22 protein-coding genes, 2 pseudogenes and 1 riboswitch are annotated in these 18,306 nt (G+C 55.3%); of the genes and pseudogenes, 2 read left to right on the top strand and 22 right to left on the bottom strand.

Annotated features, from left to right (window positions below; all coding sequences use genetic code 11):
• Positions 1-5: 5 nt before the first annotated feature.
• The 3 genes from ACQ86N_RS05485 to ACQ86N_RS05475 are packed head-to-tail and all read right to left on the bottom strand — an operon-like array spanning position 6 to position 1,536.
• The gene (locus ACQ86N_RS05485; RefSeq protein ID WP_431214301.1) at positions 6-929 is read right to left on the bottom strand and encodes a glycosyltransferase family 2 protein; all 924 of its coding nucleotides are present in this window, start codon (positions 927-929) and stop codon (positions 6-8) included.
• A gap of 51 nt (positions 930-980) precedes the next feature.
• Complete coding sequence (locus tag ACQ86N_RS05480) at positions 981-1,292, bottom strand: sugar transferase (RefSeq protein ID WP_431214300.1); 312 nt, start codon at positions 1,290-1,292, stop codon at positions 981-983.
• The gene (locus ACQ86N_RS05475; RefSeq protein ID WP_431214299.1) at positions 1,270-1,536 is read right to left on the bottom strand and encodes a sugar transferase; all 267 of its coding nucleotides are present in this window, start codon (positions 1,534-1,536) and stop codon (positions 1,270-1,272) included. Before ACQ86N_RS05475 ends, ACQ86N_RS05480 begins: the two co-directional genes overlap by 23 nt.
• 22 nt (positions 1,537-1,558) lie before the next feature.
• On the opposite strand from ACQ86N_RS05475, the gene ACQ86N_RS05470 reads away from it, so the two are divergent.
• Positions 1,559-1,939 (top strand): hypothetical protein, encoded by a 381-nt coding sequence (locus tag ACQ86N_RS05470; RefSeq protein ID WP_431214298.1) that lies wholly within the window; start codon positions 1,559-1,561, stop codon positions 1,937-1,939.
• 340 nt (positions 1,940-2,279) lie between these two features.
• Here the strand turns inward: ACQ86N_RS05470 and ACQ86N_RS05465 are convergent, their stop codons facing one another.
• The 3 genes from ACQ86N_RS05465 to ACQ86N_RS05455 all read right to left on the bottom strand — a co-directional run bounded on the left by ACQ86N_RS05465 (position 2,280) and on the right by ACQ86N_RS05455 (position 4,160).
• Positions 2,280-2,666, bottom strand: coding sequence for a response regulator (locus ACQ86N_RS05465; RefSeq protein ID WP_431214297.1), 387 nt, complete (start codon positions 2,664-2,666; stop codon positions 2,280-2,282).
• A 479-nt stretch (positions 2,667-3,145) separates the two neighbouring features.
• On the bottom strand, positions 3,146-4,006 hold the full coding sequence (locus ACQ86N_RS05460; RefSeq protein WP_431214296.1) for a phytanoyl-CoA dioxygenase family protein: 861 nt from the start codon (positions 4,004-4,006) through the stop codon (positions 3,146-3,148).
• Positions 3,969-4,160 carry a hypothetical protein gene (locus ACQ86N_RS05455; RefSeq protein ID WP_431214295.1) on the bottom strand — a complete coding sequence of 64 codons (192 nt, stop codon included), beginning with the start codon at positions 4,158-4,160 and terminating at the stop codon, positions 3,969-3,971. Before ACQ86N_RS05455 ends, ACQ86N_RS05460 begins: the two co-directional genes overlap by 38 nt.
• Positions 4,161-4,366: 206 nt before the next feature.
• On the opposite strand from ACQ86N_RS05455, the gene ACQ86N_RS05450 reads away from it, so the two are divergent.
• The gene (locus ACQ86N_RS05450; protein WP_431214294.1) at positions 4,367-6,373 is read left to right on the top strand and encodes a LamG-like jellyroll fold domain-containing protein; all 2,007 of its coding nucleotides are present in this window, start codon (positions 4,367-4,369) and stop codon (positions 6,371-6,373) included.
• Positions 6,374-6,407: 34 nt separating this feature from the next.
• On the opposite strand, the gene ACQ86N_RS05445 is transcribed toward ACQ86N_RS05450, so the two are convergent.
• The 16 genes and pseudogenes from ACQ86N_RS05445 to ACQ86N_RS05370 form a co-directional block, all read right to left on the bottom strand.
• A complete protein-coding gene (locus ACQ86N_RS05445) occupies positions 6,408-7,796 on the bottom strand; it encodes a M61 family metallopeptidase (protein ID WP_431217284.1) in 1,389 nt (462 codons plus the stop codon).
• Positions 7,797-8,221: 425 nt separating this feature from the next.
• Positions 8,222-9,349, bottom strand: coding sequence for a 2-iminoacetate synthase ThiH (gene thiH, locus ACQ86N_RS05440; protein WP_431214293.1), 1,128 nt, complete (start codon positions 9,347-9,349; stop codon positions 8,222-8,224).
• A 12-nt stretch (positions 9,350-9,361) separates the two neighbouring features.
• A pseudogene (locus ACQ86N_RS05435) lies at positions 9,362-10,125 on the bottom strand (thiazole synthase).
• A gap of 2 nt (positions 10,126-10,127) precedes the next feature.
• The gene (locus tag ACQ86N_RS05430) at positions 10,128-10,547 is read right to left on the bottom strand and encodes a thiamine phosphate synthase (protein ID WP_431214292.1); all 420 of its coding nucleotides are present in this window, start codon (positions 10,545-10,547) and stop codon (positions 10,128-10,130) included.
• Between the two features lie 38 nt (positions 10,548-10,585).
• Complete coding sequence (locus tag ACQ86N_RS05425) at positions 10,586-10,771, bottom strand: hypothetical protein (protein WP_431214291.1); 186 nt, start codon at positions 10,769-10,771, stop codon at positions 10,586-10,588.
• A pseudogene (locus ACQ86N_RS05420) lies at positions 10,756-11,513 on the bottom strand (hydroxymethylpyrimidine/phosphomethylpyrimidine kinase). The gene ACQ86N_RS05425 and the pseudogene ACQ86N_RS05420 overlap by 16 nt, the downstream one beginning before the upstream one ends.
• Positions 11,506-12,168, bottom strand: a complete 663-nt coding sequence (locus ACQ86N_RS05415) for a thiamine phosphate synthase (RefSeq protein ID WP_431214290.1) — start codon at positions 12,166-12,168, stop codon at positions 11,506-11,508. The pseudogene ACQ86N_RS05420 and the gene ACQ86N_RS05415 overlap by 8 nt, the downstream one beginning before the upstream one ends.
• A complete protein-coding gene (locus ACQ86N_RS05410; RefSeq protein WP_431214289.1) occupies positions 12,168-12,296 on the bottom strand; it encodes a hypothetical protein in 129 nt (42 codons plus the stop codon). Before ACQ86N_RS05410 ends, ACQ86N_RS05415 begins: the two co-directional genes overlap by 1 nt.
• Positions 12,293-13,810 (bottom strand): phosphomethylpyrimidine synthase ThiC, encoded by a 1,518-nt coding sequence (thiC, locus tag ACQ86N_RS05405; protein ID WP_431214288.1) that lies wholly within the window; start codon positions 13,808-13,810, stop codon positions 12,293-12,295. Before thiC ends, ACQ86N_RS05410 begins: the two co-directional genes overlap by 4 nt.
• 16 nt (positions 13,811-13,826) lie before the next feature.
• Complete coding sequence (gene thiS / locus ACQ86N_RS05400) at positions 13,827-14,033, bottom strand: sulfur carrier protein ThiS (protein ID WP_431214287.1); 207 nt, start codon at positions 14,031-14,033, stop codon at positions 13,827-13,829.
• A 70-nt stretch (positions 14,034-14,103) separates the two neighbouring features.
• Positions 14,104-14,199, bottom strand: a riboswitch (TPP riboswitch).
• A 24-nt stretch (positions 14,200-14,223) separates the two neighbouring features.
• Positions 14,224-14,400, bottom strand: a complete 177-nt coding sequence (locus tag ACQ86N_RS05395) for an alpha-L-arabinofuranosidase C-terminal domain-containing protein (RefSeq protein WP_431214286.1) — start codon at positions 14,398-14,400, stop codon at positions 14,224-14,226.
• A 40-nt stretch (positions 14,401-14,440) separates the two neighbouring features.
• A complete protein-coding gene (locus tag ACQ86N_RS05390) occupies positions 14,441-15,742 on the bottom strand; it encodes an alpha-N-arabinofuranosidase (RefSeq protein ID WP_431214285.1) in 1,302 nt (433 codons plus the stop codon).
• Between the two features lie 137 nt (positions 15,743-15,879).
• Positions 15,880-17,124: a glutamate-5-semialdehyde dehydrogenase gene (locus ACQ86N_RS05385; protein ID WP_431214284.1), complete on the bottom strand. Its 1,245-nt coding sequence runs from the start codon at positions 17,122-17,124 to the stop codon at positions 15,880-15,882.
• A gap of 4 nt (positions 17,125-17,128) precedes the next feature.
• Complete coding sequence (locus ACQ86N_RS05380; RefSeq protein WP_431214283.1) at positions 17,129-17,554, bottom strand: PUA domain-containing protein; 426 nt, start codon at positions 17,552-17,554, stop codon at positions 17,129-17,131.
• Positions 17,539-18,162: a hypothetical protein gene (locus ACQ86N_RS05375; RefSeq protein WP_431214282.1), complete on the bottom strand. Its 624-nt coding sequence runs from the start codon at positions 18,160-18,162 to the stop codon at positions 17,539-17,541. Before ACQ86N_RS05375 ends, ACQ86N_RS05380 begins: the two co-directional genes overlap by 16 nt.
• A 10-nt stretch (positions 18,163-18,172) precedes the next feature.
• Positions 18,173-18,301, bottom strand: coding sequence for a hypothetical protein (locus tag ACQ86N_RS05370; protein ID WP_431214281.1), 129 nt, complete (start codon positions 18,299-18,301; stop codon positions 18,173-18,175).
• Positions 18,302-18,306: the final 5 nt, after the last annotated feature.

The raw sequence follows: 18,306 nt of genomic DNA, 5'->3' as shown, positions 1-18,306 counted from the left end.
GCTGACTATTTAAAAGGGTTTTTTATACAGGTGAATATTTTGACACGGTCAGGTTCCAGGTAGTCCCTTTTATAAACGATCGCAGGTGTTCGAATTGCCGTTTCAAAAGGTACGTAATGGTGGCCTTTGGCGCCGCGACCAAAATAAAGAAAGTTATGAACACTGCAAACTGATACCATGCAGTATTTCTCCGCATGTAGAGAATGCGGTTGCGGGTATGGTAGTAGACCTTGATGGCGCTCTTCTTGCCCATCGTGATCGATTCCTTGTGGTAGATCAGCCCCTTGGCCTGATAGTAAATATGATACCCCTGCCTTCAGAATGCGGGCACTCCAATCCCATTCTTCATAATAAATAAAGAAGTTTTCGGGAAACATACCAACTTTGTTGATAATTTCCCTGCTAACAAGCATGGCACAACCGTGGGCGCCATGGGTATAACCCGAGACGTCACACTGGCCCCTGTCGGTCTCCTTGCTGCCAACCGCGGTGGTCCGGCCGGTAAATACATTGATGGGATTGAACCCGGCATACTGGATCATGTCCGGCTGCTGGTAAAAACGGATCTTGGGGCAGGTGACTCCGATGGTCGGATCGTCGAAGAAAGGCTGTATAAGAACATCCAGCAACTCCGGCGTTACCTCAGTGTCGTTATTGACGATAAATACATAATCACCCTTGGCCTGGCGCATGCCCCAGTTGTTGCCGCCGGTAAAGCCGAGATTCTTTTCGCTGCGCAGGACGCGGGTATTGGGGTAATTCGCCGAGTTGATCCGTTCGGTCGGATCGACTTCCGACCCCATATCGCAGACGAGTATTTCGTAATTTTTGTAGGTAAGATGACGGGTGGATTCAAGGAACTGACAGGTAACTTCCGTCTGGTTCCATGTTAGAGTAACAATGGAGATTAAGGGTTGATCGTTTGACATAAAACAGTAGAGTAATCAGTTGGGTAAGCGGTTAAATATACTATCTTTTTTTTAAACGTTCTCCTTTTGGAATAGCGCCGTCGGCGTATTTGCTATGATCCAGAGATCGGTGCTGAAATTGCATTTGGACGCATAGTCTATGTCAAGGCTGATCCTCTCTTCTACTGACATGTCCTTATTACCCCTCTTTTTTACCTGCCACAGTCCGGTGATGCCAGCAGGCGCAGGGAAGCGGGCCGCGTAGTCATCCGTAGTCAGCGTTGCAGCCTCATATAAAGGCAGCGGCCTGTTACCCACCAGGGACATATCCCCGAGCAGCACATTGATCAACTGGGGCAGTTCATCCAGGCTGGTATTCCTCAACAGCCTGCCGACCACTGGTGATACGGGGGTCATTGCTTACCTTGAAGAAGACCGGTCCCTTGCCATCCCCTGTAGTATACTGGTTCAGGTGATTTAGCTCGGCAACGCGCTTATCCGCATCCCGGTACATCGTACGGAACTTGTAAAAATTAAATATCTTATATCCCCGTCCAGCCCTCTTCGCAATATAGATAAAGCCCCCACGGGATTCGATCCGTATAGCTATCGCGATCAGCAGGAACAAAGGACTCAGTATAAATAAAGCAATGGATGCCACAATAATATCGAAGGCCCTCTTCGAAAGGGGACCCAGACTCCAGCGGTCCGTCCTCGCCTCTTTCTCGATCCTCGGGAACAGACACATTGGCTTCGACCGTCTTCATTTTGCGCAGAAAACCTACCTTACATTTCAGGTCCGTTTCCGTAGTATCACGAAGATAAACTACCTCATCCGGGCGGATGAGCTTCTTGCAGACCGCAAGGTCGGCAACCGCAATACCAGAGCAATCCAGAATAAAAGGAATGCTGCGGAGATCCGGATGCTGCCGTACAAAACGGGCAAGCTCCTGTACCTCCTCAACCCCAAACCTGGCCTCGCAGATGATAACCTCGGGTACGAGGTGCTGCTCGGAATTCAGGTTCCTTAAAAGCTCAGCCCTGGCACTGTCCAGACCCTCTGTTGCGTAACCACGGTCATACATCTTTACCAGCTTCTCAATATGATCGGTGTTCTTACCGATATAATAGAAACCTTCATAGTGCATTTCGGCGGCAACGGGCAGATGGTACGAACGATAACCCGGGACGAACGCTGTTTTAGTTCTTTTCTCTACGGTCTTGAGTTGTAGTGCTAACTCCATAAAAAAGGTTTAAGTTTCATACATACGGTGGTTCAGAAATAGCGCTTGATGCTAATAGGAAAATACGTCCACGACTTGGTAAACACAACGGTGCGTTCTTTTCATATGACAACCTTCGCTATTATTCTTATGAGGCTTTGACAGAATCGTTCCTGACCATGTTTCCCAGAAAATTCACCAGGTCCACAGGATTAAAAGGCTTTGAGAAATATTTGACGGCTCCGTATTGAAGTGATCTTGCGGCCGTTTCCTCTTCGTCCAGTCCCGACAGCACGATCAAAGGAATTTCTCCATATAATCCGCTCGTCGAAAGCTGCGCGATCAATTCCCATTCTTCCATATCCGGAAGTTGAGGATCCGCAATGATAATATCCGGGAGCTCACGATTAGACAAATAATACATCGCCGAATAACCGTCTGGAACGGTCACAACCTGATAGCTTCTTCCCAAAACAGTCTGCAACAAAAACCTTATCGCTTTACTATCATCAATCGCCAGAATTTGCTTTTTCATTACCGGGGGTTCAATTTTTTAGGGTCACTAAACTAGTAACTAATCTTTCCAGGATTGGCAATGGAAAACTTGGCTAACAAGAGGTATTGGCGTATACTTCTTATGATAGAGAAGCAGGCTTATCTGTAGCGACGTGGATTATTTCTAAACTTCAGGTTCCAAAGACAGAAATAGGAATTTCACTGGATGGTGGCTCGAATAAGAAAATACATGCAAGAGTTAAATAGCCTTTATTCAGAGGATTTGAATATGGCAGGCGTTAATAGTTGACCAAAAGTAAAGCTAGTTTTCCTAATATTCAAATCTTTTAGAGACTATTTTTGGATGCCGATGCAAAAATGGGAATAATTCCAGATAGAAAAAATACCCAATAAATGGTATTTTCCGAAATTGCCCATTTACCCCAAAAAAAACATACATTTATATATATGTATATATAAATAGCTCAACCTCCCTGCACTGCGCCGGTATGCTCCGGATCACCTCGAATATAACCGGTAGACGTACCCGATAAACCCTGACCTCCTTACCCACCAGTAACCGCCACGGTGTCCACCGGTTTCCCATTCTGGCATCCCCGGACCCACCATTTTCCACTGCAAAATCCGGCCCACCTGGTCTTCACCGTTAACCCGTCGGAGAATCTGGTCACTCCGTAGAAAATACTCCACATTTATTTTATCAGCGGGTTCAATTCCAGACGCCGCCAGTCTGCCCGGCGGCAATCCCATCAGCCAGGTATTCAACTCGTGTACCTGCGCCTTGTGCGCCGGCTGTGTCACCCTGGCCCCATCCGCCATATAAGTAATGGTCATCACCTCGCGACGCCGATCCGATTCATTGGCCAGCGTATGATGCACCGTATTTCCATAATGCCAGGTCGCATCACCCGCGCGCATACCCGCCGGATAACTCAGCGGAAAATGATGTTCCCTGATATATCTTTTGTATGTACTGTCCGGCTCGACAGAAAGCTTGGCATCCCAGACCGTGCCGTTCTTATGCGATCCGGACGCAAATACGAACATCCCCATCTCGACGCTCTGATCCACCAGCGGCATAGCCATCGTCACCGTATCCGCCGTGTCCAGCGGCCAGTAATACTGATCCTGATGCCAGTACGTCGCCCTGCCTCCCGCCTCCCTCAGCAACGCATGGTCATGATAGATCCTCACCCCCGATACGCCGAGAAGATCTGCCGCCACCCGCGCAAGCCTCCTCGACAACACAAATTGCCTGACCCCCTCGTCTACCCGCCACAGATTGACCATCTGCCCGAACATTCGTCCATAGATGCCCCGATCAGGTAGCCGCCGCTTCTCCCTGCTTTGCTTTTTCACCGCCTCGAGAATAACCCCGCGGTATGCCGCCGCCTCCCTCCGCACCCAGCAATCCACGCACAAGCAAATGCCCGTTGTCCCTGAACTCGTCGCGCTGCGCAGTCGATATTTCGCGCCTGTCATCCAGTGATGGTATATTCCTGGTCGTCGCCATACGTACTAGTGATGGTTGGTTCCCTAAGTTAGTGAATTCCCTCTATCTCTTCGTAGAAGCCAGAAGTCCTGGCTTCGTAAACTCTCGCACTGTAGAAAATAAATGCCGTATTATATCAGTCATTACCCTTACTCGCAGGTAAATTCATTTCGGCAACTAGGACCGACTTTACATTTTTTCTATCTTGACAACCAAATTCAGTTCCTATGAGAAAACTTTATACTTTTCTCGCCACATGCGCATTAGTAACGTTTGTCAGTCCTTCCTTTGCCCAGCATCAGGCCTTCAATCTCATTGGCAGTAACTACATCGAATCGGATGCAAGTACCCTGAGCACCGCCGACTTTACTCTCGAATTCTGGGTCTATGTGGACGCCGCCGCGATCGACGGCCTGCCACACCAGTTCGTATCCGTCGGTGACGTCAACGGCAACGGCTTTTACATCGGATACGACGCGACGGGCACCATGCTGGCGGGTGATTTCTGGCTTCAGAACCTTATTACCACCGGCGTTCAGATGCCGACCAACCGCTGGACCCACGTCGCCCTGTCCGTCAACAGCAGCACGCTCGACGGCACACTGTACCTGAACGGTACGGTCGTAGCCACCGGATGGGTCACCTATAACGCCGGCCAGCCGTTCCGCATCGGCGCCATGGTCACGACGCCGACCGACCCCCAGTTCGCAAAGGCGAAGATCGACGACATGAAATCCTGGAGCGCAATGCGCTCGCCGTTCACCATCAGAAGGGACATGTTCTCGGATCCCAATCCCTCCGACCCCACCCTTCTGGCCTGGTACAAAATGAACGACAACGGTACCCACCTCCTGGACAATTCCATTACCAACAGCAACACCAATGTCGGTAAGATAAAAGGCGACGGCGGCCTCGACAGCGACCCCGTCCCGGCCAACTACTGGACCTGGTCGCCAATATCGGATTCATCCAACGCACTGCTGTTCGACGGCTCCGCCAACAGCCAGGTGATCATCCCGGACAGCGCCGCTTATGATAATATACTGAACGGCGCCACCGCAACGGGTGGAACGATCGAGTTCAATTTTAACGCCACCACCCTCCCAACGGCGCCGTCCTTCAGCACCGTCCTGAGCAAATTCGGACAGTACGGCATCCTGATGAACACCACCCAGATCGCCATCGACAACGGCAGCGCCACGCCGCTGCTGTACAGCCTTCAACCCGGCGACCTCCCCAACGATATAATACCGACAGGCGAATGGCACCAGATGGCCCTCGTCAACGACCCGACCAATTCAGTTACCCATATCTATTATGACGGTATGTTCTTCGCCGATATCCCCGGCACGATGGGAACACCCCAGACGAATACGCTGGGCGCCGCCCTTCCGGTGACCCTGGGAATCACAAAAGACCCCGTCAACGGCGACAAACAACCATTTAACGGCGCAATCGACGAGGTCCGCCTCTGGAACTCACCGCTGGACGCCCTGACCATCTTCAGCAACTACGACAAGACGCTCAGCGGTACCGAACCCGGCCTGATCAGCCAGTTCACGTTCGACCAGGGTATCGCCGCCAGTGACAATACCGGCATGACAACCGCATTCGACCAGGTAGCAGCCAACAACGGAACGCTGCAGAATTTTGCACTGACCGGCTCAACTTCCAATTTCGTTAAACACGCCCTGACGGTCATCCCCGTCCCTCTGCCGGTGACCCTTACCAAATTCAACGCATTCCGCAACGGACTGCAAGGCTACCTGCAATGGCAGACCGCCCAGGAAGAGAACAGTAAAGAATTTGTCATCGAAAGAAGTTCTGACGGCAAGACGTTTACCGCCATCGGCACGGTCCCCGCCGCCGGCAAAAGCAGCCAGGCCGTTGACTATAACTTCACCGACCTGACACCCATCAACGGTCCCAACTATTACCGCCTCAGGGAAGCGGACCTGGACAGCAAATACACCTACAGTATTGTCCGCGTGCTCAACTTCGGCGAGTCCAGCAGAGTCACCTGGTTCAAGACCGGTCACCTGACCGCCCAGATCGTCTACCTGCGCGGTAACAACGAAAGCTATTCGCTATGCGATATCGGCGGACATATCCTCCGCCAGGGCCAGCTCTCCGGCGGGAAGGCCAACGTATCCAATCTGCCGGCTGGCGTCTATATCGTTCGGGTACTGACCCGCACGGGTGACGCGTTAACCACTAAACTCTTCTTATACTAAGCAAAAAGGGCCCCGATCATCCGGGGCCCTTTAATTATTCCCTCATCCAGTCCTTCCTGATCTTCCCTTGCAATTCATCCACCTCCTGTAAAGGATAGAGCTTCCAGGTCTTTTCACCCGCCTCGATCCCCAGTCCCCCATAAGCCAGGTATTTGGCGTAGTCCGGCTCCTTCACCGTATATACATAATCGAACAGCTCCGACAGATCGGCCCCGGCCACACTCTCGCATACCTTTCTGAACTCCAAATCCGTAAACCCCCGTTGCTTTTCCCTGTAATACGTCCGGTACACTGTCCTCATCACGTCGTCCAGCGTCTTCCGGTTACCCGTCGAATGCCGGATGGCCATATCCAGCAGCAGACCGACCGCCGGCCCCTTCTGATAATAGGAGATCGTTTTGTTTACCGTATCCCCCGTCCTTCCGAACGGCCCCTCCGACCAGGTCTCATAGCTGGACTGCGCCAGGCTCTGATAGAGATGTCCGGTCTTATTCTCATACGCCGCAATATCGGACTGAAAATGCTGCAGCAGGTCCTGGCCGCTCATCAGACCGGCCCGGCGCACCAGCATATATTCATAATAGACGGTCAGACCTTCCGAGACCCACAGCATATTGGTCCTGTTCTCCCGGTCATAGTCGAAGGGCCCCAGCGCAATCGGCCTGATCCGCTTTACATTAAAGTGATGGAAATATTCATGGGCGATAAAACAGAGCGTCCTTTGGCGCTCGCCCGCCTTACTCAGGGCCTCTCCCGAAAACCCGATGGTCGAAGAGTTCAGGTGCTCGATACCACCCCTGCCCGGCCCGATCGCCAGAAAGGTATAGTGCGTGTACGGCACGTCGCCAATGACATCAACGCCCTGCTGCACGATCTTCTTCAGGTCGTTCATAAGGCTGTCCCCGTCGAACTGCCCCGGCTTATAAGCGGTAAAATAATGGGGAACACCGCGCACGGTGAATGGCTTCAGGTCGTCCAGGTTGCCGGTCAGTATCGGGCTGTCGAACAAAATATCGAAATCCCGAGCCCTGTACACGTTCTTCCTGCCAGCCACCGGCTCCAGACCTGTAGCTACCTTATTCCAGCCCGACCACGGCTTCACTTCCACCGTCACCGGCTCGTGAATATACCCGCTGACATAGAGGAAAACTCCCGCCGGCGCCACGTAGCCCCGCGTGCTGTCCAGCCAGGGCTGCGCCACAAAGGCTTTCGTGGCCACAACGTCATAGTTCACGGTGATTGGCGTTTTCGGATTCTCCACCCTCCAGGCATTGGAAGAGATTTTCTCCCAACCCAACTCCTTCCCCGCCGCACCGACAGCCCGAAAATTCTGTACATTCTTCGCGTAGTCCAGCAGCTGATAATAACCCGGCATCCAGGCCGGCATCTTAAGATCCACTGTCGCCCCCCGAGCCCGGCACAACGAAATTCGACATGGTAAAGATGCGTGGACGGATCGTCCATCGAGATGGTGTAGCTGAAGTTCGGGCTCCCCGTGTTCCCGCCGCGTGTCTGCGTGGTCTCCCGGGATGCCTGCGCGTTCACCCCGAACGCCAGTGCGAACAAAAGACCTGTCATGATCAGTTTTGGTGTTTCCATTCTCCAATTTATCGCAAACCCCGCCTCACCCCTACACCGATTTTAACCTTCCCGGTCCAATACCCCCGGAGCCCGCTTCCATCCTCCACCAGGGACACACCCTCACCCTCCACCGCGAACGCATCCTGAGCCCCCGCCGTCACTCTCCACCGCGGACGCATCCCTGGGCCTCCGCCACCTCCCCGCCGTCACCCTCCACCGAGGGACGCATCCTGAGCCTCAGCCACCTCCCCTCCGCCCGCCCTCCACTCACACCTGCAACACCCTGTCCCAGTCCTTCCACACGGCCTCATATCCCTGCCGGCGGATCATCTTCACGATCGCAGCCGGACTCCGGTCATCGTGTATCTCGAACTGTTCCAGAGACCCTGTATCCACCACATACCCTCCCGGATTGGTCCTCGACCCCGCACTCATCGAAGTTATTCCCAGCCGGATCGCATGATCCCTGAATACCGGACTCTCCCTCGTCGAAAGAGACAACTCGACATCCTCGTCCAAACAACGGTAGGCGCAGATCAGCTGGATCAGCTCCCTGTCCGCCATGACGACCCTGGGTTGCAAACCCGCCCCCTTGACCCCCTCTCCCTCAAAAGGCCGGAGCCGCGGGAACGACAACGAATATCTTGTCCTCCAGTACTTCTTTTCCAGATATCCCAGATGAAGGGCCGTAAACCAACTATCCGTCCTCCAGTCCTCCAATCCGATCAGGACCCCCAGCCCCATCTTCTGAATACCCGCCGCACCCAGACGATCAGGCGTCCCCAGCCGGTACCCAAAATTTGATTTCTTCCCCTTTGGATGATGGAACTTGTACCCTTCCCGGTTATACGTCTCCTGATAGACCAGCACGGCATTTAACCCCCGCTCTGTCAGCCGCGCATATTCCTCTTCATCCAGCGGCTGCGCTTCCATCGAAACATGGGCCAGATGCGGCCGCACCAGATCCAGCGCCTTCAGAAAATAGTCCACGCCCACCTGCTGGCTAGCCTCTCCGCTGACCAGTAACACGTGCTCGTACCCCATCGCCTTTATGGCCTCCACCTCACGCAGCAGCTCACCCGCCGCGAGCGTCCGCCGGCGTATCTTGTTGTCCAGACTAAACCCGCAATAGGTGCAGATATTCTGACACTCGTTGGAGAGATACAGGGGGATATACAGCTGGATCACCTTCCCGAACCTTTTTTGCGTCAGCCGATGACTCAGCTGGGCCATATCTTCCAGATAAGGCGCCGCCGCCAGCGAGATCAGGGCCTTGAAATCTTCCAAATCGCGCCGATCCTTCGACAACGCGCGCTCCACATCCGCCGCCCCCTTGCGGTAGATACTCTCCTTCACCTCATCCCAGCTATACCGATCAAAAATTTCGCTGAACATAGTCGTATTGTATTAGTCCAAAAACGCCGTCAGTGGACTGCTCGCCACCGCCGTCCCGGCAGACCTCGCCGCCAGCCGGGCCTCGAAAGCCATCCTTCCGCCGTCCACAGCCAGTCTGAACGCTTTCGCCATCAGCACCGGGTCAGGACTGGCCGCGATCGCCGTATTGACAAGCACCGCGTCGGCGCCCATCTCCATCGCCCTGGCCGCATCCGAAGGCGCGCCGATGCCCGCATCGACCACCACCGGCACAGCGCTCTGCTGTATAATGATCTCCAGAAAATCATAGGTCTTCAGCCCCTTGTTGCTGCCTATCGGCGCTCCCAGCGGCATCACCGCCGCAACACCCACGTCCTCCAGCCGCTTGCACAGCACAGGATCGGCGTGTATATAGGGCAGCACGATAAACCCCATTTTCACCAGCTGCTCCGCCGCTATCAGCGTCTCCACCGCATCGGGCAGCAGCCACTCGGGTCGGGATGGATCTCCAGCTTCAGCCAGTTGGTGCCCAGCGCCTCCCGCGCCAGCTCCGCCGCAAATACCGCCTCCCGGGCGTTCCTGACCCCCGACGTATTGGGCAGCAGATTCAACCACGGATGCCGCAGATGGGACAGGATATCGCCGTCGCCAGCCCCCGCATCCACCCTTCTCAGCGCCACCGTCACCAGCTCCGACCCACTCTCGAGGATCGCCTGCTCCATTACCCGCAACGACCCGAATTTCCCCGTCCCCGTAAAAAGCCGGGAACTGAAACTCTTATCCGCAATCTTCAACATAGTTAAAATAGTTTATTGAGTGATCCAATTACCGCGTTCCGGTCTCCCGCGTGCACCAGCATTCCGCTGAAAGCGACGCCGTGCAGACCCGCGTCAAACAACTGTCCCACGTCCTTCATCTCTATCCCGCCGATCGCTACCACGGGAATGGACAGCTGCTCCTGGCGCAATTCCCGCATGATCCGCCTGTAACCGTCCAGTCCCAGTATCGGACTCAGGTTCTTCTTGGTCGTCGTATACCGGTATGGCCCGAGTCCGATATAGTCCGCCCCCTGCCGCCGATGTTCGCGGATATCTTCGATCGTATTCGCCGTCCCTCCGATGATCACGTCCTCTCCCAGTATCTTTCTTGCAGCCCCGACCGGCATATCCTGCTTGCCCAGGTGTACACCGTGTGCCTTCACCTCCGACGCTACTTCCACCCGGTCGTTGATGATGAGAGCGCAGTCGCTGGCATCGGTTATCTTTTTGCCGCCAGTGCCACGCGCCGGACCTCGTCATCGGGCGCATCCTTCATTCGCAGCTGTATCCAGCGGATGCCCGCAAGACAGGCCGCCTCGACCTGTTGCAAATGGTCGATCGGCGCTCCGTCCATTGTCAGAAAATAAAGCCTGCCCGAGGGCCGCCAGGTCATCGGTGATGCCATCCAAGTAAAGTTTTATTGCTTGTCAAAAATTGCCCGGTATATCGCTTCGAATAAACAGCGGCTTCCGCCAACGGGTAGCCCAGGGCCAGATTCGCCGCGAGCGACGAGGAAAGGACGCAGCCGCTGCCATGCTTGGGATACACCTCGTCGCCGCCCGCCAGCGCGTCCAACACCCGCAATTCGCCCCGGCTCCACAGATAGTCCCGGCCCGGCAGTTCAGGATGGTGCCCCCCTTGAGATAGACGGAAGCCCCCGTTTCACTGGTCAGCCGCCGGCATCGCTCCATCACATCCTCTCCCGGATACAACCACCCGATCTCCTCCCAATTAGGAGTCAGCAGATAACACTGCCCGGCCAGCACCTCCCAGCCTTCCACGCCACCCCAAAACACCTCTCCGCTGCTGGCCCTTATCACCGGGTCCAGAACGACCTTTATATCAGGGTTGTGCTGCCGCAAATGCCGGATGATAACAAGCGCTGACTCCATCGATTCGGTAATGCCGATCTTCACCCAGTCAAAGCGCACACTGGCAAAACAAACGTCGATCTGTTCAAAAATATCACCCAAAGAAAACCACTTCACCCGGCTGATCATCCGCTCGTTCTGAAAGGTAAACCCGGTACATACCGCATAACCATATACGCCATGCGCCTCCAGCGTCTTGACGTCCGACAACACCCCCGCCCCCGCGCTCTGGTCATAGCCCGCCACTACCAGCACATTCACCCTCCCGCTAGCCATTCAATATCTTTTTTAGTTGTTCATAACGCCTTACAGCCTCGTGCGGCTCGTCCCATACCCAGCCCAGCACCGCCGCTCCCTTCCAGCCCCATCGCAGCAGTTCGGGGAGACTATCCCCGCCGACCCCGCCCAGCGCGACAGGCATACAGCGCAACGGCCCCGCGGGCTGGCGCAGCAGCATCGGATTCGCACCATACCCCGGCTTGGATATGCTGTCGAACAACGGACTGATAAATGCATAGGCCAGCCCTTCCGGCAGCCGCGCAAATTCCTCCCAGCTGTGGACGGAAGTAGAAACAGCCACGGCGCCGCGGGAGGCGTGTGTCGCCACCGGCACCGGAAATTCAACGACCGGCCCTCCTCCACTCATTCCATCCCCATCCCTGAACCCCACCTTCCCGTGCACCTGAGGGATCCCGAACTCCACCGCAAGTTCCACACTCCCGTGCAGCACCAGCCTCGAAGCCCAGCGCGGCGCCAGCCGGGACAACAGGCCTTCCACAGCCCCGCCCGGCCTCCGGATATGCAGTTTGGGCAGTCCCGCCTCCAGCAGGCCCTCCAGCAATTCCGCTTCTCCGTCGAAAGTCGCCGGCAGCGTTAAGACAGCTATTAAAAAATCACTGGTCATCACAGATCGTTGAGGTTCACTGTTCACTACAAATAAATTTCGGCGCCCTGCTTCTTGAAATCATCGGCCTTCTCCTTCATACCCTCTTCCAGCGCGGTCTCGCCGGTCATCCCCTTTTCTTCCGCATATCGCCGCACTTCCTGAGTGATCTTCATCGAACAAAATGCGGGCCGCACATCGAACAGAAGTGCGCGATCTTTGCCCCTTCCGCGGGCATGGTCTCGTCATGGAACGACCGGGCCGTATCGGGATCCAGCGAGAGATTGAACTGGTCTTGCCACCTGAACTCGAACCGCGCCTTGCTCAGCGCATCGTCCCGGAGCTGCGCTCCCGGATGTCCCTTCGCCAGATCGGCCGCGTGCGCCGCTATCTTGTAGGCGATCACACCATCCTTAACGTCTTTCTTATTCGGAAGACCCAGATGCTCTTTTGGCGTTACATAACACAACATGGCCGTGCCGTACCAGCCGATCATGGCCGCGCCGATAGCGGACGTGATATGGTCATAGCCCGGTGCAATATCGGTCGTCAGCGGTCCAAGCGTATAGAAGGGCGCCTCGTCGCATTCTTTTAGCTGCTTGTCCACATTCTCCCTGATCAGGTGCATGGGGATATGCCCAGGCCCCTCGATGATCACCTGACAGTCCCGCTGCCACGCCTTCTTCGTCAGCTCGCCCAACGTTTCCAGCTCGGCAAACTGCGCGGCGTCATTGGCATCGGCAATAGACCCCGGACGAAGCCCGTCCCCCAGCGAAAAGCAAACGTCATACGCCCGCATGATGGCACAGATCTCTTCGAAATGGGTGTAAATGAAGTTCTCCCGGTGGTGCGCGAGACACCATTTGGCCATGATGGAGCCGCCCCTGCTGACGATTCCCGTCACCCGCCTGGCGGTCAGCGGAACATAACGCAACAGCACACCCGCGTGTACGGTGAAATAATCCACACCCTGTTCGGCCTGCTCGATAAGTGTATCCCTGAATATCTCCCAGCTCAGCTCTTCCGCCTTACCCCCTACTTTCTCCAGCGCCTGATAGATGGGGACGGTCCCCACCGGCACCGGCGTATTGCGCAGTATCCATTCCCTCGTCTCGTGTATGTTTTTCCCGGTCGAGAGATCCATGATGGTATCGGCTCCCCAGCGGCAGGCCCATACAGCCTTTTCAACCTCTTCCCCGATGCCCGAGCTGACCACGGAGTTGCCGATATTGGCGTTGATCTTCACCAGAAAATTCCGCCCGATGATCATCGGCTCCGCCTCGGGATGCCTGATATTGGACGGGATCACCGCCCTGCCCCTCGCTACTTCGTTCCGCACAAATTCCGGCCTGAGACCTTCCCGGATAGCAATATATTCCATCTCGGGAGTAATGACTCCCTTTCTCGCGTAGTACATCTGCGTCACCACTCCCCCCTGCCTGACCCGCCTCGGCTCCGACTCTCCCCGCACGATCCAGCCTTCGCGCAGACGCGGCAAACCTTTCTGCACGTCGATTTCGGCCGATGGGTCGGTATAAGGCCCGCTGGTATCATACACGACTACCGGTTCGTTCGGTCCCGTAAGAGTGATGGCCCTGGCCGCCACCCGCAGTCCGGGATAAAGCTCTCCTGGTGTGTATACTTTCTGCGAAGCGGACAGCGGCTCCCGGCTGATAATATCTTCTCTCATATAGGTAAATATTAGTTTAACCTCCCTGCGTCGCTCTTATGACAAAAACCCGATCCCCGGGCTTCAGCGCACACGACGGCCACTCCGTCCGCGGGATCACCGCTCCGTTAACGGCAATGGCTATCCCGTCTGCCTGTTGGATCTCCAACAAGGGAAGCACATCGGCCAGCGTGCCGGTCTCATGGATCTGAAATTTTTGCTGATTGATGGACACCTCTATCATGACTATTTGCTATTTGCGTGGAATCCGCTTCCACAAAAAATAGATACACGAGGTGCCGCATTGACGCGTAAGAGAGAGTCCGTCTTTTCCCTTCGCCGGTATTATCCGGATCAGGTTCTGAGGGTATTATCTCAGCCCGTATGAACGAGCACCCCTAAAGTACAGGACGAAGGTAGGGAGAAAAATTTAATTATTTCAACTCGAGTACAACAACCGACATCGGAGGCATCTCGACCGACAGACTGTTACCGTCTTTCTTCGCTCCGTTAAATACCGCCGGCTTCACCCTGTCCGGTTGATCGAAAGAATTGAAATCGTTGAATTTGGAAGAGGTCAGTATCTGCCCCTGTACAGTCCGGAATGACACCCCCGCAAGGCTGGTCTTAAGTGTTATTTTTCTTGCCGGGTCAAGATTTACCCGAGGAGATATGCACGGCGCCGCTGGAATCCTTCGAAGCCGAAACGTTCACCGCCGGTATCTTCTCTCCGCCATGACCATAGTCAGGGCTGCTGAACTTCACCGCCAGCGAGTGGGCATCCTGATGCACTTTATACAGATCGAAAACGTGATAGGTTGGCGTCAGCAGCATCTTGTCCTTGTCCGTCAGCACCAGCGCCTGCAGGACGTTCACCGTCTGGGCCAGCGCCGCCATCTTTACCCGGTCCGCGTGGTTGTTGAAGATGTTCAGCGTAGTCGCCGCTATCAGGGCGTCACGCATGCTGTTCTGCTGATAGAGAAAGGCGGGATTCGTACCCGGCTCGGCATCGGTCCAGATCCCCCATTCGTCCACTACGAGGGCTATCTTCTTCTTCGGATCGTATTTGTCCATGATCGCCGAATGTTTGTTGACGATGGTTTCCATCCGCAGACAGGCCTCCATCGCCTTGAAATAGTCGTCCTCGCCGAAACTTGTTGCGGAACCCTTGTGCTGCCGGGTGCCTGCGACCGTATAATAGTGTGTCGACAGTCCCCATGTGCGTCCGCGGTTAATATTTTTCATGACCACCTCGGTCCAGTTGTAGTCGGGTCCGTTGGCGCCGCTGGCGATCAGCTTTAGCGGGGCGCCGGGATAATCCTTGCAGAATTCTGAATACCGGTTGTATTCCCCGGCATAGTACTCCGGCGTCATGTTCCCGCCACAGCCCCAGCTCTCATTGCCTACTCCCCAGAAGGAGACGTTCCACGGTTCCTGACGCCCATTCTGACGGCGCAGATCCGCCAGGGTGCTTTTACCATTGAAGTTGAGGTATTCCAGCCAGTTCTCCATCTCTTCGGGAGTGCCCGAGCCGACATTGCCGGCGACATAGGGCTGACAGCCCAGCAGCCCGCAGAGTTCGAGGAATTCGTGCGTACCGAAAGAATTGTCTTCTGTCACCATGCCCCAGGTGGCATTGACGGTCCGTTTGCGCTGATCTTTTGGCCCTATCGCGTCGCGCCAGTGGTACTGGTCGGCAAAACACCCGCCAGGCCACCGGAGCACCGGTATCTTTATCTTCTTCAGCGCGTCGACGATATCCATCCGGATATGATCACCCGTCCAGAAACCGTCGTAGATACAGCGGCCCAGGTGTTCCGAAAAATGACCATAGATATTACGGCTGATCTGAGGCCCCGAAGTATCACTGACGCTGAGCTGCACCGTTTGCGAACGGACCGCGGAAGTCAGGAATAGGGCAACTAGCAGAAGGAGGACTGGTGTCTTTTTCATATGCCAAACTGTGTGGTTTTGGTTAAACAAACAATAATTGTCGAAAAGATAATTATTTTATTTTACAAAACGAACAAGTAAATGTAGAAATTACATTTAATAGCATTTCCTGATCTGCCTTTTCCGTCGGATTGATCTCACTTCCTGATCTGTCCCTTCCCGCGGATGATCCATTTTTCCGTCACCAGCTTCTCCAGCGCAAAAGGGCCGCGCGCATGCAGTTTCTGGGTGGATATCCCGATCTCGGCCCCCAGCCCCAGCTCTTCCCCGTCTGTAAAACGAGTAGAGGCATTGGCGTACACGGCCGCCGCGTCCACCTCGGCAAGGAACCGTTCGCACTTGCCCTTATCTTTTGACACGATCGCCTCGGAATGCCGCGTGGAATAACGCTGGATATGGTCCAGCGCCTCGTCCATATTCTTAACGACCCTGACCGCGCATTTCAGGCTGAGGAATTCCCGCGCATAGTCGGCCTCCGTGGCCTTCTGAAGAAAAGGATAGCCCTTGAGCAGCCTGGCCGCCGGCGCATCGGCAAAGATCTCGACGCCATACTTTTCCAGCGCTGCCGCGGCCACCGGCAGAAAGGACGCAGCGATCGCCGCATCCACGACCATCGTATCCATCGAATTGCAGACGGATGGGCGCGAAACCTTGGCATTGACAACGATATCCGTCGCCATTTTTACATCTGCAGTAGCCTCGACATAGACATGACAGACGCCGGCCCCCGTCTCGATCACCGGCACCTGACTATTGGCCCTTACATAACGGATCAGCGAATCGGACCCGCGCGGTATGAGCACGTCGACCCAGCGCGTAGCCGTGAAAAGTTGCTGCACACTGTCCCGGTCTGAAGGCAGTAGGGTTACGGCATCCGGATGGATGCCGCTGGCCTTCAGCACTTTTTTGATCAGCGCCACAGCCGCCTCATTCGTATCCCTGGCCTCCTGGCTGCCCTTTAGGACACAGCCGTTGCGGCTTCTCAGGCACAACGCCGCAATATCGAACGTAACATTGGGTCTCGACTCATAGATGGCCCCTACCACACCCAGCGGCACGGACCTTTTCTCCACTTTCAACCCGTTGGACAGGGTTCGCTGCGCCAGCAGCCGCCCCGAAGGATCGGGCAGCCTGCTCACTTTCCGGATGCTCCCGGCGATAGCCTTTATTCGCTGCTCATTCAGCATCAGCCTGTCATTGCGCGGATTGTCGGGTTCCTGCCGCGCGAGGTCGCTGGCATTGGCCTTTAATAAAAGTTTCGCATTCTTCTCCAGCTCGGACGCCAGCAGCTGCAGCGCCGCCTTCATCTGCCGGTCGCCGGTCTTCCTCAGTTGTACCGCCGCCTTATAGGTCTTTATGATAAGAGGTTCTATGCTATTCATATCGTTAAAATAGGACTATATCATCGGCATGCGCCGCAATGGTATTTTTACTCGTCAGGCTGCCCATCATCTCCGCCGCGCCCATTTTGACCTTCGCCACCCCGATGATGGTCGAATCCTCGTCTTTCAGCTGCACTACCTCGCCCTGCGCAAACTTCCCCATCACCTTTTTGACGCCAACGCTCAGCAGACTGCGGCGCTGCTCCAGCGCCCTTGCGGCGCCCTTGTCGACGAAAATGCTCCCCAGAGTGATGCTGCCGCTCGCGAGCCATTTCTGACGGGCCTTCAGGTTGCTGGTGCTCGGAACAAAAGTCGTCCCCGATACCCCCGCCAGCGCATCCGCAAACGGCGTCTTCCCACCCAGCCCGCACATAACCACCCGGATCCCAAGCGAACAGGCCAGCCGCGTAAAGGTCAGCTTCGACACCATCCCCCCAGACCCAGACTGCTCTTACCCTTTTGCACCAGACCCAGTATCCGGCCGTCCACCTTCTCCACCCGGGGGATGACCCGCCTGTCCCCGTCGAGGAACCCGCCCACCGACGTACACAATAACAGCGCATCGGCGTCAAACCCGACGGCCGTCAGCGTAGCCAGCTCGTCATTATCCGAAAACTTCAGCTCCACATTGCTGACAAGATCATTCTCGTTCATTACAGGCAAAATGCCATTCTTCCAGAACTCGGCAAAGGTTTCCCTCAGCTGCAGCCACCTGGGTCTGCTCGAGAAATGCTGCCGCTCGCAGAGCGCCTGCGCCACCGGTATGCCATATACAGAAAAATGCCGCTGATAATGCCTGATCAGAATGGGGTTTCCCACAGCCGCAGCCGCCTTTCGCTCGGCCAGCGTCCCCTTATACCGTGCAAAAAACGACTTCCCGCTGCCCACGGCCCCGCTGGACACCAAAATAACATTATAGTCCTGGATGAGTTCGGCAATCCCTGCCGCCACCTTTTTGATGGTGGCCTGCGCTATTTCGCCTTTATCATTGGTGAGTACTGCAGTACCAAGCTTGATGACCAGTACGGGTTTTTGCATGGCCGCAAAGCTATCCCATTCTACTGACATTCAGCCGCCCAACTACTACCACTTTCCAAACCACCAGCTTCAGCCGCGCACAAATACCCCGCCCGGCGGTAGCGTGGGCGCCTTTACCAGGATCATTGACAGTTTCCATCCCAT

Origin of the sequence: Puia sp. P3 (assembly GCF_050632245.1) — a bacterium.
In the GTDB taxonomy this organism is placed as follows: Bacteria; Bacteroidota; Bacteroidia; order Chitinophagales; family Chitinophagaceae; genus Puia.
This window is presented reverse-complemented; position numbering and strand designations above follow the sequence as displayed.